The sequence below is a fragment of the Marinitoga sp. 1155 genome, from assembly GCF_001021175.1.
GTDB lineage: Bacteria > Thermotogota > Thermotogae > Petrotogales > Petrotogaceae > Marinitoga.
Genome location: NZ_AZAX01000020.1, coordinates 1 through 14,687, shown reverse-complemented (window position 1 = coordinate 14,687; position 14,687 = coordinate 1). Strand labels below are relative to the sequence as shown.

Sequence of the window (14,687 nt, the reverse complement as noted above, 5' to 3'; positions counted from 1 at the left end):
TTAATATTTCTTAATATTTCTTATTTTAGCATTTAATAAATTATAGTATTATTTTCTTAATCTCATTCCAAGGGGGGAAAAGTATGAAAAAGTTACTCGTTTTATTGGTAGTTGTTTTAAGCATTTCTATGTTTGCACAGGTAACTATAGAATTTTGGCATGCTATGAGTGGATGGAGAATTGAACTCTTAAAAAGTATGGCTGAAGATTTTATGAAAACTCATCCAAATATAAAAGTTAACGTCCAGTATACGGGCTCTTACAGAGACACCTTTAACAAAACAATCGCTGGTGTTAAAGCAGGGAATGCTCCACATATTGTACAAATATATGATATTGGAACACAAGCAATGATTGATGGTGGAATTGCTGTTCCTATTGGAGATTTAATTGATGAAGACCCAACTATCGATAAAGGTGCTTTTTTAGAACAGGTTACAAATTATTATACAGTTGATGGAAAAATGTATTCCATGCCTTTCAACTCATCAACAGCTATATTATTCTACAACAAAACTATGTTCAAAGAAGTTGGATTAGACCCAGAAAAACCTCCAAGAACTTATGATGAATTAATCGAATATGCAAGAAAATTACAAAAGAAAGATGCAAATGGTAATGTTGTTAGATATGGATTAACATGGCCAACACATTCATGGTTCTTTGAACAAATGATGGCTGTACAAAACGCACCATTAGTAAATAACGGCAATGGAAGAGCTGGCGTAAGACCAACTGAAGCTGTATTTAATGGAAAAGCTGGTCAAAATATCTTTAATTTATTCAAAAAAATGACCGATGAAGGTTTATTATTAAATACAAAAAGAGAAGATTGGTCTGGTGCAAGACAGATATTCATCTCACAAAAAGCTGGTATGGTATTATATTCAACATCAGATGTTAAATTCTTTGTTGAAACAGCAAAAGAAAATGGATTTGAAGTTGGAACTGCATTCTTACCAAAACCTGATTTAAGTGTTCAGGGTGGAACTGTTATTGGTGGCGGATCCTTATGGATTCTTAAAAATCATCCAAAAGAAGAAATTGATGCAGCATGGGAATTTGTAAAATGGATGACAGAACCAGCACAACAGATTAGATGGCACCTTGAAACAGGATATTTCCCTGTAAGAAAAGATGCTATAGAACAATTATTAGCAGAAGGATTCTATTCACAGCATCCAAATTATTTAACAGCTATAATGGAATTATTATTATCAAAACAAACAGTTAATACAAATGGTGCAGTTATGGGTGTATTCCCTGAAACAAGAGAAATAATAGAAAAAGAATATGAAAATGTTATAAACGGAAGAAAAACTGTTGAAAGAGCTCTTAATGATGCCGCCAAAACAGTTACAAATGCTTTAAAAAGATATAATAGAGTATTTAAATAATAATTCAAATATACGGGCGGAGAAATCCGCCCTTTTTTAAAGGAGGAATTACATATGTCCTGGAAAAGCAAACTCACCCCTTATCTTTTACTTATTCCTACTTTTCTTGTAATAATTATATTTATTTACTGGCCTGCAGCATATTCTTTTAAATTAAGTTTTTATCAGGAATCTTTTTTTGGAAATAAAAGTATTTTTGTTGGGTTGGATAATTTCATTGATTTGTTTAGTGATCCAGAATATTATCAGGCTGTTTTTACATCTTTTATTTATTCATTTTCAACTGTTTTTTTAACTATTTTTATTGCTTTTTTGATTTCTCAATTACTCGTTCAAAATATTCCAGGTACGAGATTGTTTAGACTATTTATATTTACACCATATGCAATATCTCCAGCAATAGCAGGCACATTATGGTCTTTTTTGTTAACACCAACTGTAGGATATTTGAATTATTTATTCATAGAACTTTTTGGAATAAATACCGACTGGCTTACAACAACTCCATATGCATTTATAGCTGTTATGTTGGCTACTATATGGAAAATGCTTCCTTTTGATTTAATTTTTTATATAGCTGGACTACAATCGATTCCAGATTCACTGCTGGAATCTTCAATGATAGATGGCGCTAATCTATGGCAAAGAATGTGGAAAATAAAATTTCCATTATTATCTCCTATTACATTTTATTTATTCATAATGAATTTCACAACAACAATGTTTGTTTCATTTGGTATAATAGACATTATGACAAAAGGTGGTCCTTTCGGCACAACAACAACTATGATATATAAGTTATATTTGGATGCTTTTGCATTTCAAAATAATGGATCAGCTGCTGCTCAATCTATTGTAATGTTTGCAGTAATGGGGGTTATAACCTTTATTTATTTCCACAATGTTGAAAAATCCGTTCATTATCAGTGAGGTGAAATTATGGCTTCAAGTATTTCAAGAAAGAAAAAAATTAATTTGATATTATCTGAAATTATTTTAATAATTATATCTTTGATAGTAATGGCTCCTGTTTTATTAGCCTTAAGCATGAGTTTTATGAAACCAGCTGAGGTATATACCTTCCCACCAAAACTTTTTCCCAGCTCATTTCACTGGCAAAATTATGTAGAGGCACTTCAATTGGTGGATTTAGGAAGAATGCTTTTAAATTCTTCAATAGTTGCATTTTTTATAACTTTTGGAAAATTAGTAACAGGAACACTTGCAGGATATGCATTTGCTAACTTTCAATTTAAAGGGAAAAATCTCTCTTTCATGATATTATTTATAACTTTATTTTTACCGGCAGAAACTGTTATGATTTTACCTCTATTCCTTATTATGAAACAGTTTGGGTGGATAAATACCTATTTAGCTTTAATTATCCCTTTCACCGCCAGTGCGACAAATGCATTTTTGATGAGACAACATTTTTTAACTATTCCTAAAGAATTAAGCGATGCTGCAAAAATTGATGGTGCAACTTCAATGCAATATTTCTGGAAAATACTTTTGCCTTTATCAAAATCCATGTTAGGTGGTGCCGCTTTGATTAATTTCGTTTATGCATGGAATTTATATTTGTGGCCTTTGGTTGTCACTATGGAAGATAAAATGAAAACAATTCAAATTGGAGTTAAGATGCTAATTGATGCAGAAGCTTCTAATAATTGGGGAACAATAATGGCTGGAACTATGATCGCTCTTGTTCCAACTTTAATAATATTCTTTGCAATCCAGAACCTATTCGTTAAAAGCCTTGTTAGTTCAGGTCTTAAAGGATAATAAAAGAAACGTACAGAAAATTTTTCTGATAAATTTATATAACAAAATCCCCATTTATGGGGATTTTTTGTATTATATTTTTAGGGTGTCCAATTAGTAAAGTAAGCGAAAACTCGAAAATTGCCTGAAAAAATAGCATATGAAGCCGGACAATTTTGCACGGATGCAAAATTGAGTGAAGCCGAACATGGATGTGAGTCTGATACGACCGGCGAAAATATGCTATTTTTGAAGATTAGCAATTAAGGTTTGAGCGGCTTTACTTTTTGGACAACCTATTATATTTTTCAATTATATAATCCTTAATATTTTTTATTAAAATATTATGTCAATTCCAGTTCTTATAAACGGAGAATTAATAGGTTTATAGTTGCCTTCAACGCTAGTTTCAAATCTATACCCTCCATTTAATGTAATTCCAAAATTATCGTTTAATAATATATTTACTCCTATATTTGGACTTATACCAAGGGCTATATTTGTAGCATATTCTGTATCATATTCCATTGAAGAACTCATATATAAATCAACACCAATTATTGGCATAAATTTATTAAATTGTTTCATATAATTTAATGAGATACCAGTTGAAAATACAGGATTATCTTTACCAAATATAAAATCTAAATAAAATCCAAATCCAAATCCTTTGTAGTTATCTCCAAGAAAATCCATTCTAAATAAGTAATTATCGTTTAATACATACCCACCGCTTAAAATAAAATGTCCTCTTATTGGTGATAAATCTGGATTTTCTATAACTTTAATATTATTATTTAAATCAAATTTTGGTTTTACAAGGATTTCCAGAATAGATGTGTTATTTGAAACGTCTCTAACTATTAGCTTTCCATCCTTTTTTCTATATATATCATCTTTTACTTTAAATATTTTAGAAAAGGAAAACATCATACCTTTATATATTCCTACATTTCTTCCAGCATCTATTAAAACCATATTATTCTCTATATTTATAATACTTGCATTAATCAAAAATAATTTATTCATTCTATAAACAAGGGTATTAACCAAATATTCTATAGCCTGATTTTTGGCAAGATCTCTTGCTTCATATTCACTTACAAACTTAGTTACATTATATGAACCATATGCATTTATACTTCTTACTTCTAAAATCTGGCTTGTCTCTACATCTATTAATCTATATGCTCCTTCAATTTCAAATTCATACCATACATTACCATCATCATCTTCTTTTCTACGTGATGACGCATCTATTACTTCTACATACACAATATAATCAGCCGCCAATTGATTCATTTTAAAGTCTTTTTTATTGGCTATTCCACTTAATATTCTTTCTACTTCACTTAATACATTTAAATCTCTTTCGATTAATCGATATTTTCCCATATCAAGTAATCTTTCTTTTAGTTTGTGTTCAACTTTCGTACTCAATGTTGAATAGCCTTTTGAGTATATTAATAGTGTTTTTCTACTATCTTCTGCAAAAATAGATATTGCAAATACCAATACAATTAAAATAAAAGGTATTTTTCGCATAACCTCACCCCCAAAAATTCGTTTATTTTATTATACCATGATATTTCTAAAATTGTTACATCCCACAACCTTTTATTCATACAGGATAAACGAATTAACGTTAAATTAAAGCTAATGGAATATTTTCCTAATATTATTTATAGCAAAAATTTTGTATAATTATAACAAAATAAAAAAAATAAATAGAGAGGGGAGAATATTTTGAAAAAGAATTGGAGGGTCTATTGGGACTCAGGTAGTCCTTTATTTACAGAAAATTTAAAGTTAGCCAGAAAACTGGCTGCGGAAACGGGTTTATCAGAATTTTTAATAAAATTACTTATTTCCAGAGAAATAAGAACCAAAGAGGATATAGAGGAATTTTTATATCCAGATGAATCATCTATAATTGATCCATTTCTATTAAAAGATATGGATAAGACTGTTGATTTGCTTATTGATATAAAAGAAAAAAAAGAAAAGCTTGTGGTCTATGGTGATTATGATGCTGACGGTGTAACAGCTGCTGCGGTTTTATATCAGGGATTTAAAGCTCTTGGTTGGGATATTGAAGCTTATATTCCAAATAGAATAGATGAAGGTTATAGTTTAAACATAGAGGCAATAGATGAACTTTATGAAAAAGGATATAAAAATATAATTACTGTGGATTGTGGCACAACATCATTAAATGAAGTTTCACACGCAAAAGAAAAAGGAATGAAAATAATAATAACGGATCATCATGAAACACAAAATATTTTACCTGATGCTGATGCGATTGTCAATCCAAAAAGAAAGGATGACGAATATCCATTTAAAGGATTATCAGGTGTTGGAGTGGCTTTTAAGGTATTATTTGCAATTCATAAAACTCTAAATAAAGACGATTTCGATCCTTTTTCGTTGATTGACCTGGTAGCCCTTGGAACAATTGCTGATATTGTCCCGCTAAGGTCCGAAAATAGATTTTTTGTAAAAAAAGGTCTGGATAAATTGAGAAACAATCCTAATCCTGCATTAAAATATTTAATGAAAGAAATTGGTGTTGTTCCCGAAGATGTGAAATCATATGTAGTTGCGTATAAAATTGCTCCAAAAATAAACGCAGCTGGAAGAATGTCTGATGCCATGAAGGCTTTTGAGCTTTTAATGACTGAAGAAAATAAAAATTTGGAAAAAAAGGTTAAACAATTACTCGATTTAAATTCAGAACGACAAAAACATGAACGTAGAATATATAAATCCGCATTAAGTTTAATGGATATTAATCCCGATTATCATGATAAAAAAGTTATTGTATTAAGTGGTAAAGATTGGCATCTGGGTGTTTTAGGCATAGTTGCTTCAAAACTTTCTAATAAATTTAACAAACCAGTTTTACTTGTTTCAACCACTTCTAATGATAACACCGGAAAAGGTTCTGCAAGAAGTCCTCAGGGAATTAGTCTGATAGAATTGATGAAAAATCTTACTCAAAAAAATAAAGATTTTTTTAAAGAATATGGCGGGCATGAATTGGCCGCAGGTTTTACTATTGATTCTGAAAAAATCGAATATTTAAGAGATGAAATAAATAAAATTTATGCAAACATATATGGTAATAAAGAACCTGAATCTGAAATAGATATTGATATGGAAATTGAAAATTTATGGAGTACCTTTTTTGACGACATCACAGCATTAGAACCTTATGGATATAAAAATCCAGAGCCAATATTTTTAATACGAAACGTTTCGCTGGAAAGGGTAAAAATATTTGGTGCTGAGGAAGAAAATCTTGCAGCTGTTGCAAGAACAGAAAAAGGGATGATATTTGAAGTTGTTGGATATGGCATATTAAACAACAAAAAAGAAACATTGTCTGGTAATATGAAATGTAATATCGTTGGCAATTTTAGAATAGAAAGAACCTTTTATAATAATCAAAAGGTTTTAAAATTTTATGTAAAGGATATAGAATTTATAGGTGATTCATTAACAGAAAAAGGAAATTCTGGTAATTTATTAATTTCATTACATGCAAAAGACAATGTCCATCATCTTGCTAATTATAAATATAAAATATTGCTCGATATGATAAATCAAGCAAGAAATGCTATCTTTGCTCCTATAAAAATTAAAAATACACTATTAATCGAAAAAATTAAGAATACGATATCAAGTGGTGAAAAATTAATAATTATAGGTTCATCTCATTTATTACTCGATTATACCTATAAGATAATCACTCAATATATATCTTCTGAAAATATTTACTATAATAAAAAATCAAAGGTTGAAAATTCTATATTGAAAAGCAAAAAAGTAATTTTGATCACTGTTCCGGCATATATTCAAAATATTCAGCGATTAAATGATTTTTCCAGAAAATTATTAATAGATGAACCAATATATTCATTTTCTCATCCAATAATAGCTAATATTCCCGAATACATACAATTCAGAAAAATTATAAGAACACGATTTTACGATATCAATATATTAGGAACATTTTATGATGAAAGTATAAAAGAATTTTTTAAATTAAGCGGTTACAGAGTAGCAAACGTAAATACCAATGTTCCATCTTTTGAGGTAGTAAAGGAAATAAATTCAAATAAATTTAAATTGATAAAGGATTATTTATATAACTCAAAAAACTTAAATATTATAGTCAATAATGTAAAACCCTATATAAATTTAAAATCATATATATCAACCACTTATGAATATTCAGAGGATTATATTATATATTATTCACACACACACACATTTTTTGAAAAAATAAATATCAGAGAATTAAATAAAAAAGGACCTTCAAGAATATTAATTTCAGAATTTGCCAACGATGGATTGTCTCTTGAACAAAAAGACAGGAATTCGATAATTATGTTATATGACGTTCCAAAAACGCGTATAGAACTGCTTGATCTAATTTCATCCTGGCCTCATAATAAAAAAGATAATATTATATTTGTTATGGCATATAATACAGACTTTTCTACAAAATTTATGTATGATTATTCAAGAACATATCCTTCTACGGAAATTATGAAAAAGGTTTATGAAATAATAAAAGAAAATGATAGTATAAATATAAACACTATTTCAAAACAATATTTTAATGATGATATTGAGCTGGTAAAAAACATCATAGATGAATTAATTAATTCCGGTATAGTAATAAATACATCAAACGGACTTAAAACTATGGAAAATTTCAGACTTGATTTAATACATAAAAATGTCAAATCGAAAGAAAGTATTTTAGATAAGTGGATTCTTAAAAACTCAATTAGATTTTTTTTAAATTTCAAATCAAGAAGCCTAATTTCATTATTAAACAATCAAATTGCGGAGGTAAAATAATATGAAAAAGACCACAAAAGATTTAAATATGTATATAAAAGTAGAACAAAAATATCTTGTAAAGGTTTTAGACAAATTGAGAAAAAATAAGATTTTTTCTAAATTCTTCCCTCTGGGGGGATTCCCTATTATTGCAATATCGAATGAAGATGAGGAAATAGTTGAACAGATTCTAAAAAATATGGATATTAAATACGAGATAAAGAAAACAAAAACAGATATTATTGAGGAGATGTTAAAGTTTTGAAGTATATTGGACTTGACTATGGACTAAGCAAAACAGGTATAGCCACAGGAGACGCAGTTTTAAAAATAGCAACAATAAAAGGAACATTTGAAACAAAATTTTTATTTAAGGAATTAAATAAAATTTATAAGGATAAGGATATATTTGTAGTTGGACTTCCAATATCCATGTCTGGAAGATATTCAAAACAAACATTCGAAACAATAGACTTTTGTTTAAAATTAAAGAATAATTTTAATACAGATGTTGTTTTAATGGATGAACGTTTAACCACACGACAAAGTTATTCATTAACAAAGAATTTTTTAAACTCTAAGAAAGCTAAAAAAGCTAAAGATCAAAACAGTGCCCTATTTATATTACAAATGTTTCTTGATAACCCAAATATTGGTATAAATTTAAATATTAAAAATCCTTATAAAATTGAAGAGTTAGATTCAACAAATATCCTAATTAATGATGTTATTATTAAAAATAGCAATATATATAACAATTCTGATATTCTCGCAAAAGATCCATATGTTTTTTGGTGGTATTATAAAAGAAATAAAACTTCAACTACTTTGTTCGAAGATTTAAAAAATGAATACGATGTTATTTTTACTGAACTTGACATACAAATAAAGTATAAAAAAATTATTTTTTTAAGGTGATTTTATGCCCAAATCTTTCTGGTTTTTAGTTGCTTATTTAATATTTTTCCTGATATTGTTAAAATTATTTCCGACAATAGTCGGAAGTCTTGTTGTAGCTTTGTTTTTTACAATATTAATAGATGTAATAGCATCATATCTTGAAAAATTAAAAATTTCAAGAAAAGTTACAGTTCCAATGGCTTCACTCATTTTTTACGGTGCCATAGTGTATTCCTTTTATAGTTTAATTCCAATAACCGTTGAAGAAGGAAAAAAGGCTTTTGATGTTATAAAAAATATAGACTTTAATAATATACCGGGAACAACAGGTGAAGTAATAAACACATTACTTGATACTACAGGAACATATTTAAAAAATATAATCATACAATTTGCCAGTTACCTCGCATCAAATATCTCCAATTTTATAACAGTTGGATTGCTTTTAATTGTAGCTTCAGCATACATGGCCATTGCCAATAAACGTTTATGGAAAATTATAGATAAGTTTTTCCCAAATTCCGATATAAAAAAAACAAAGAGATTTTTAATTATTACCATTAGAGATTTAAAAAAATTTGTTTCCGGACAAATTATCACTGCGCTTTTTGTTGGCGTTATAACATGGTTTACATCATTAATATTTGGATTTCCATACCCTTTATTTCTGGGATTATTAGCAGGAATCACAGATTTTATCCCTTATCTCGGAATATTCATTACTGCAATTCCTATTTTACTCCTTGGTTTTACGAACTTTGGATTAATGGGTATTGTAAAAGGGATTATAATTATTACCCTGGCCAATCAACTAGAAATGTGGATATTATCCCCAAGGATATCTGGAGGAAAGGTCAATTTAAACTGGTTTCTCATTTTAGTTTCATTATTAATTTTTGGGCAAATGTATGGTGTAGTTGGTGTATTAATTACAATACCTTTGCTTATAGTATTCAGGAACATCTGGAAAATTTATATAATAAATTATTTGAAAAAAATATAAAAAAAGCAGCCTTTTTGGCTGCCAAGGGTTAAACAGGGGGAATTAAAAAGTTGTTTTTGGTTGATATTCGTTTATATTTCTATTTAATCGTTATTATTTTGTTTTTTCGATATTATACAACATTTTTTTTAATTTGTCAAGTGAAGGGAGTTTTTTATGAAAACAAGTGATTGGCTAAAAAAATATAACATATACCTCAAAAAAAGCCTCGGGCAAAATTTCTTATCAACACAGGAATACGCTAAAAAAATTGTAGAAAAAGCAGAAATAAAAAAAGGCGATATTGTTATAGAAATAGGAGCTGGGGCAGGTACATTAACAGAAGAACTTATTAATAGCGGTGCAACCATACTAGCTTTTGAAATTGATGAGCGCTTAAAACCACTATTAGAAGAGCGATTTAAAAGTTTTAATAATATAAAAATAGAATTTATGGATTTCTTAAAAGCTGATTTATCGAAAGTATCTTCTCCAAAATATGTAGCAAATATTCCATATTATATAACATCACCAATTCTGGAAAAAATATTTCTTGAAACTCCAAATTTTCAGTCTGCAATACTCATGGTACAAAAAGAATATAGCCAAAGAATGCTGGCAAAATCCGGCAAAAATTACAGCCCTTTAAGTATATTTGTTCAATTTTTTTGCAATGTAGAAAAATTATTCGATATTCCTCCACACGCTTTTATACCAAATCCGAAAATAGATTCAACTGTTGTTAAATTAACTCCTAAAAAAAATATTCCAGATATAAATAAAAAAAGATTTTTTAAGTTTGTTCATATTGCATTCTCACAAAGAAGAAAAACTATAAAAAATAATTTAAAAATATTATTTAATGATAAAACTGATAATATATTAGAAAAATGTGGTATAGATCCAAAAATACGACCAGAAAATATCTCTATAGAAAAATTCGTAGAAATATTTCATTATATTAAACATTATTAAAAAAGAGGTGCTTAAAGCACCTCTTTTTTAACCATCTTTTTCTTAACTTTTTTTCTCAAATCCGTAATAAATAAAATTAAAAATTTTATTTATTAACAGGCTATTAAATTTAGAAATGCTACCCCTCAAAATTTAATTATTAGAACTGATAATGGTCCTCAATTCAAAGCTAACATTACCTAACTTTTTGGCAAAGTCAAAAATTATTCGGTTTTTATTTTAATAATTATTTTTCATTAAACAGCTTTTCGAAGAAAAGTTGCAAAAGGTCTTTAAAGTATCTTACTCCTGATTTCGTTTTTTATCTTTTTAATAATAATTTTTTTGACGAAGTCAAAAATGACTTTTGTTTTTTATTTTCTTTTTTTACCTTTTTTTATTTTATATGGTTATTTCTGTGAAAGAATGAGTTTTTCTTATTTTTATTCAGCAGATGACATATCTTCCTGAAAATATTTTTGAATATCTCTTTTTAATCTTATTTTATAATTTTCTATTTCATTCAATAAATTATTTATTTTTTCTATATCAATAATTTCACCTTTTTTTGCTTTTTCTATATAAAATTCGATTTTCATATAATTATCTACTATATCTTTTATAATTTTATTTTCTGATAATGAAATTTCTTCACCGCCTGCAATACTGAAAATTGAAATTACCTGAAAAATTAACACAACAGATATTATTGATAATATAATAGCTAAATTTATTTTTATTATTTTATTTATTAAATTCATCTAATCACCCCTTTATTTAATAAAAGCCTGATCATAAACATGTAATGTTTTCGTTATAATAGTTACACCTATGGGGTGTATTCCTAAATAAAATCTAAAAACAACTTCTCCAGAAGCCCAGGCATAATCATAACCTATTCCACCATAATTTTTATTCATTGATACAATCTCCCATCCTGGTCTATATGTATAAGATTCCAAATTAACATTTATACTTGTAACTTTTTTATTATTATAAAAGTACTTTCCAATTAACACTACTTTTAATACAGTTTGGTTCCATCTGTTTTTATATTCCGAAGTATCAAAAAGATAATTAAAATGCGTACGATTAGTTATGTTTAATGTATTCGAAATCTTATTATCTAAAAAATTTTTCTTACTATGTACTAATTTTAATGAATATATTTCATTAATAATTTTCTTTAATTCTGCAATATCTTTTACCCAAAAAACTTTTATATTTTTTGGAATATTATTTTCTGGAATAAATTTTATAACTTTATTGTCAATTTGAATTTCTAATGTCTTATCGATTTTAGAGCTGACATTATTTAAGCTTCTATTTTCTTCACTACCTATAATCGTAGCTGCATTTAAACTTGTCACAAATAACATCATCGATATAATAAAAACATACCACTTTTTCACTACCATCCCTCCAATACTTTTTGATTAATAAAACTGGCACCAGCAGAAAATATTAATTTATTCACTTATTATTTTATCAAAAAAAAAAAAAAAAAGTAAACAAAAACGTGGTAAATTTGCTGTTAATTTTATATTTCTAAAATTAATAATAATTACTCAATTAATATATCACCTGATATATTAATATAGTTAATTTTTTGTTTTATCTTTTTTTACTAATAAAAAGTCATTGCACAAAGATTTATTTTTATTGAATTAATAGTTGACATTCATTATTAATAGTATTATAATTATACTGTTTAGAATAATTCTGATTAGTATAATTATTATTAGAATAATGGGGATGAGATTATGAAATTCTATAACAGAAAAAAGGAAATTGATTTCTTCAATAAAATAAATGAATTAAATAGAAAGGTTTTTATTGTTTTATACGGTCGTAGAAGAATTGGAAAAACTACTCTCATTAAAGAGGTTTATAAAAACAAAAAAAATACATTTTATTTTTTTGTTGAAGCAAAAAAAGAAGAAACTTTATTAAAAGAAATTAGTCTATTATTTTCAAAGGGAATATATACAAATTGGTATGACCTGTTTTCTGATCTATTTAAAAAGTTTAAATATATTATCTTTGATGAATTTCAAAATTTCTTTAAAGTGAACAAAGAAATTTTATATGCACTTCAACATGCTTGGGATGAAAATAGAAATAATAATAAATTAATTGTTCTAGGATCATATGTAGGAATGATAAAGAAAATATTTACAGATGAGAAAATGCCTATGTTTGGAAGAAATGATTATATTTTAAAAATCAAAGATTTTTCTTTAATGGATTCTTTAATTATGTTAAAGGACTTTGGTTATAATATTATAGAATCATTAGAAATATATGGAATAACAGGTGGAATACCTAAATATTTATGGTTGTTTCAAAACAAAAAAAATTTAAAAGATTTGGTCTATGAATTATTTGTTGATGATTTTGCCCCTTTAAAGGAAGAAGCAAAAAATATATTAATTACTGAATTTGGTTCAGAACATAGATCCTATTTTTCCATATTAGAATCTCTATCAGGTGGAATGCGAACAAGTTCTGAAATTTCAGATATTTCAGGCATTCCACAAACAAATTTGCCAAAATTTCTTAATGAATTAAGTGATATATACGAGATAATTGTAAAAGAAAAATCATTATTTGGGAAAAATAGCAAAAACTTTAGATATGTTATAAAAGATAGTTTTTACAATTTTTATTTTTATCACATATATAAAAATTATTCATTAATGGAGTTTGCACCTCAAAAAGCAATTGAAAAAATTAAAGATACTTTTAATACATTTATGGGGTTTCAATTTGAAGAAATTAGTAAAAGATTCATTATGGAAAATCCCGATTTATTTGGGTTTACACCAGAGAAGATTGGAAAAATTTGGGGAAGAGTTCCATACAAGAAAAATGAATCATATGATATAGATATAGTCGCGTATGATAAAAATAATATTGTTTTTACTGAATGTAAATGGACAAATAAAAAAGTAGATATCGATGTATATGATAAATTAAGATTAAGAAGTGAATTTTTGAATGTAAAAAACAAAAATATAATATATGCTATTTTTTCAAAAAGTGGATTTTCAAATGAACTTCTCAAATTAAAAGGCAGTAATTTATATTTATTTAGCCCAAAAGATATAGAAAACATTTATAATTTATAGTAGCTCCCATGTTTTTTTTATTTTTATTACGATATCCAAGCATATACAACAACGCCAGGAGTTATTCCTGGCGTTGTCTATTTAATTGAAAATATCTATTAATTTAATTAGATGAATTTTTAAGAAGGTTAATAGCCTCTTCAAGAGTAATATCAAAGATATTGTTAGTTAAATCTTCAATTGTTTTTATATCCAAATAATCAAGGTTATTTAAGTATGGAACAATATTATCTCCAAATTTTTTGAATAAAAGACTTTTTGCGATTGTTTTTTCGCCTTCAAAATTTCCTTTTTCAATACCTTTCTCAATACCCTTCTCAAAGTGTAAAAACAACTACAAGAATGTTAAAAAAAGGGAAAATAAAAATGTACAAAAAAGGGATTAAGAATTAGAAACAGAATTAGCAAAAAAATCCATTTTTTCTTTTAGTCTGTAAGATTCACCTTTAATTGAAATAACATGAGAATGATGCAATAATCTGTCTAATATAGCTTGAGCTAAAACTGGAGAACCAAATATTTCACCCCAACTTGAAAATGGCATATTTGTTGTAATTATTGTACTGTGTTTTTCATATCTTTTTGATATTAATTGAAAAAATAAGTTTGAAGCATCTGTATCAATTGGCAAATATCCTATTTCGTCTATTATTAATACTTTGTATTTCGAAAAATGCTTTAATCTTGTTTCTAATCTATTTT

General features: G+C 26.9%; 14 protein-coding genes. 9 read left to right on the top strand and 5 right to left on the bottom strand.

Annotated elements, in window-relative coordinates; genetic code table 11:
- The first annotated feature begins 83 nt into the window (after nucleotides 1-83).
- The 3 genes from X274_RS06875 to X274_RS06865 are packed head-to-tail and all read left to right on the top strand — an operon-like array spanning nucleotide 84 to nucleotide 3,182.
- On the top strand, nucleotides 84-1,397 hold the full coding sequence (locus X274_RS06875) for an ABC transporter substrate-binding protein (protein ID WP_047266090.1): 1,314 nt from the start codon (nucleotides 84-86) through the stop codon (nucleotides 1,395-1,397).
- A 54-nt stretch (nucleotides 1,398-1,451) separates the two neighbouring features.
- A complete protein-coding gene (locus X274_RS06870; protein WP_047266089.1) occupies nucleotides 1,452-2,327 on the top strand; it encodes a carbohydrate ABC transporter permease in 876 nt (291 codons plus the stop codon).
- A gap of 9 nt (nucleotides 2,328-2,336) precedes the next feature.
- A complete protein-coding gene (locus X274_RS06865) occupies nucleotides 2,337-3,182 on the top strand; it encodes a carbohydrate ABC transporter permease (protein WP_047266088.1) in 846 nt (281 codons plus the stop codon).
- 315 nt (nucleotides 3,183-3,497) lie between these two features.
- Here the strand turns inward: X274_RS06865 and X274_RS06860 are convergent, their stop codons facing one another.
- Nucleotides 3,498-4,706 carry a hypothetical protein gene (locus tag X274_RS06860; RefSeq protein WP_047266087.1) on the bottom strand — a complete coding sequence of 403 codons (1,209 nt, stop codon included), beginning with the start codon at nucleotides 4,704-4,706 and terminating at the stop codon, nucleotides 3,498-3,500.
- Between the two features lie 201 nt (nucleotides 4,707-4,907).
- Here X274_RS06860 and recJ point away from each other — a divergent pair, with 201 nt between their 5' ends.
- From recJ to rsmA, 5 genes are all read left to right on the top strand, one after another.
- The gene (recJ, locus tag X274_RS06855) at nucleotides 4,908-8,036 is read left to right on the top strand and encodes a single-stranded-DNA-specific exonuclease RecJ (protein ID WP_047266086.1); all 3,129 of its coding nucleotides are present in this window, start codon (nucleotides 4,908-4,910) and stop codon (nucleotides 8,034-8,036) included.
- 1 nt (nucleotide 8,037) lies between these two features.
- Entirely contained in the window at nucleotides 8,038-8,283 is a 246-nt protein-coding gene (locus X274_RS06850) for a hypothetical protein (RefSeq protein WP_047266085.1), read from the top strand.
- Nucleotides 8,280-8,936 (top strand): Holliday junction resolvase RuvX, encoded by a 657-nt coding sequence (ruvX, locus tag X274_RS11610; RefSeq protein WP_052913229.1) that lies wholly within the window; start codon nucleotides 8,280-8,282, stop codon nucleotides 8,934-8,936. Before X274_RS06850 ends, ruvX begins: the two co-directional genes overlap by 4 nt.
- Nucleotides 8,937-8,940: 4 nt before the next feature.
- Nucleotides 8,941-9,921 carry an AI-2E family transporter gene (locus X274_RS06840; RefSeq protein ID WP_047266084.1) on the top strand — a complete coding sequence of 327 codons (981 nt, stop codon included), beginning with the start codon at nucleotides 8,941-8,943 and terminating at the stop codon, nucleotides 9,919-9,921.
- 156 nt (nucleotides 9,922-10,077) lie between these two features.
- Nucleotides 10,078-10,875 carry a 16S rRNA (adenine(1518)-N(6)/adenine(1519)-N(6))-dimethyltransferase RsmA gene (gene rsmA, locus X274_RS06835; protein WP_047266083.1) on the top strand — a complete coding sequence of 266 codons (798 nt, stop codon included), beginning with the start codon at nucleotides 10,078-10,080 and terminating at the stop codon, nucleotides 10,873-10,875.
- A 422-nt stretch (nucleotides 10,876-11,297) separates the two neighbouring features.
- On the opposite strand, the gene X274_RS06830 is transcribed toward rsmA, so the two are convergent.
- Both X274_RS06830 and X274_RS06825 read right to left on the bottom strand, forming a co-directional pair.
- On the bottom strand, nucleotides 11,298-11,615 hold the full coding sequence (locus X274_RS06830) for a hypothetical protein (RefSeq protein ID WP_047266082.1): 318 nt from the start codon (nucleotides 11,613-11,615) through the stop codon (nucleotides 11,298-11,300).
- A gap of 12 nt (nucleotides 11,616-11,627) precedes the next feature.
- On the bottom strand, nucleotides 11,628-12,266 hold the full coding sequence (locus X274_RS06825) for a hypothetical protein (protein WP_047266081.1): 639 nt from the start codon (nucleotides 12,264-12,266) through the stop codon (nucleotides 11,628-11,630).
- Between the two features lie 351 nt (nucleotides 12,267-12,617).
- On the opposite strand from X274_RS06825, the gene X274_RS06820 reads away from it, so the two are divergent.
- Complete coding sequence (locus X274_RS06820; RefSeq protein WP_047266080.1) at nucleotides 12,618-13,985, top strand: ATP-binding protein; 1,368 nt, start codon at nucleotides 12,618-12,620, stop codon at nucleotides 13,983-13,985.
- A gap of 103 nt (nucleotides 13,986-14,088) precedes the next feature.
- Here X274_RS06820 and X274_RS06815 read toward each other — a convergent pair whose 3' ends face one another.
- Together X274_RS06815 and X274_RS06810 are read right to left on the bottom strand one after the other, a co-directional pair.
- Nucleotides 14,089-14,319: a hypothetical protein gene (locus tag X274_RS06815; protein WP_047266079.1), complete on the bottom strand. Its 231-nt coding sequence runs from the start codon at nucleotides 14,317-14,319 to the stop codon at nucleotides 14,089-14,091.
- A gap of 48 nt (nucleotides 14,320-14,367) precedes the next feature.
- On the bottom strand, nucleotides 14,368-14,687 hold a 320-nt coding region (locus tag X274_RS06810; RefSeq protein ID WP_047266078.1), incomplete at its 5' end, for an ATP-binding protein.

What these genes read in the sequence shown, in the direction of transcription:
- X274_RS06875 (WP_047266090.1), top strand. Translation starts at nt 84, where the DNA reads ATGAAAAAGTTACTCGTTTTATTGGTAGTTGTTTTAAGCATTTCTATG.
- X274_RS06870 (WP_047266089.1), top strand. Translation starts at nt 1,452, where the DNA reads ATGTCCTGGAAAAGCAAACTCACCCCTTATCTTTTACTTATTCCTACT.
- X274_RS06865 (WP_047266088.1), top strand. Translation starts at nt 2,337, where the DNA reads ATGGCTTCAAGTATTTCAAGAAAGAAAAAAATTAATTTGATATTATCT.
- X274_RS06860 (WP_047266087.1), bottom strand. Translation starts at nt 4,706, where the DNA reads ATGCGAAAAATACCTTTTATTTTAATTGTATTGGTATTTGCAATATCT.
- X274_RS06850 (WP_047266085.1), top strand. Translation starts at nt 8,038, where the DNA reads ATGAAAAAGACCACAAAAGATTTAAATATGTATATAAAAGTAGAACAA.
- X274_RS06840 (WP_047266084.1), top strand. Translation starts at nt 8,941, where the DNA reads ATGCCCAAATCTTTCTGGTTTTTAGTTGCTTATTTAATATTTTTCCTG.
- rsmA (WP_047266083.1), top strand. Translation starts at nt 10,078, where the DNA reads ATGAAAACAAGTGATTGGCTAAAAAAATATAACATATACCTCAAAAAA.
- X274_RS06830 (WP_047266082.1), bottom strand. Translation starts at nt 11,615, where the DNA reads ATGAATTTAATAAATAAAATAATAAAAATAAATTTAGCTATTATATTA.
- X274_RS06820 (WP_047266080.1), top strand. Translation starts at nt 12,618, where the DNA reads ATGAAATTCTATAACAGAAAAAAGGAAATTGATTTCTTCAATAAAATA.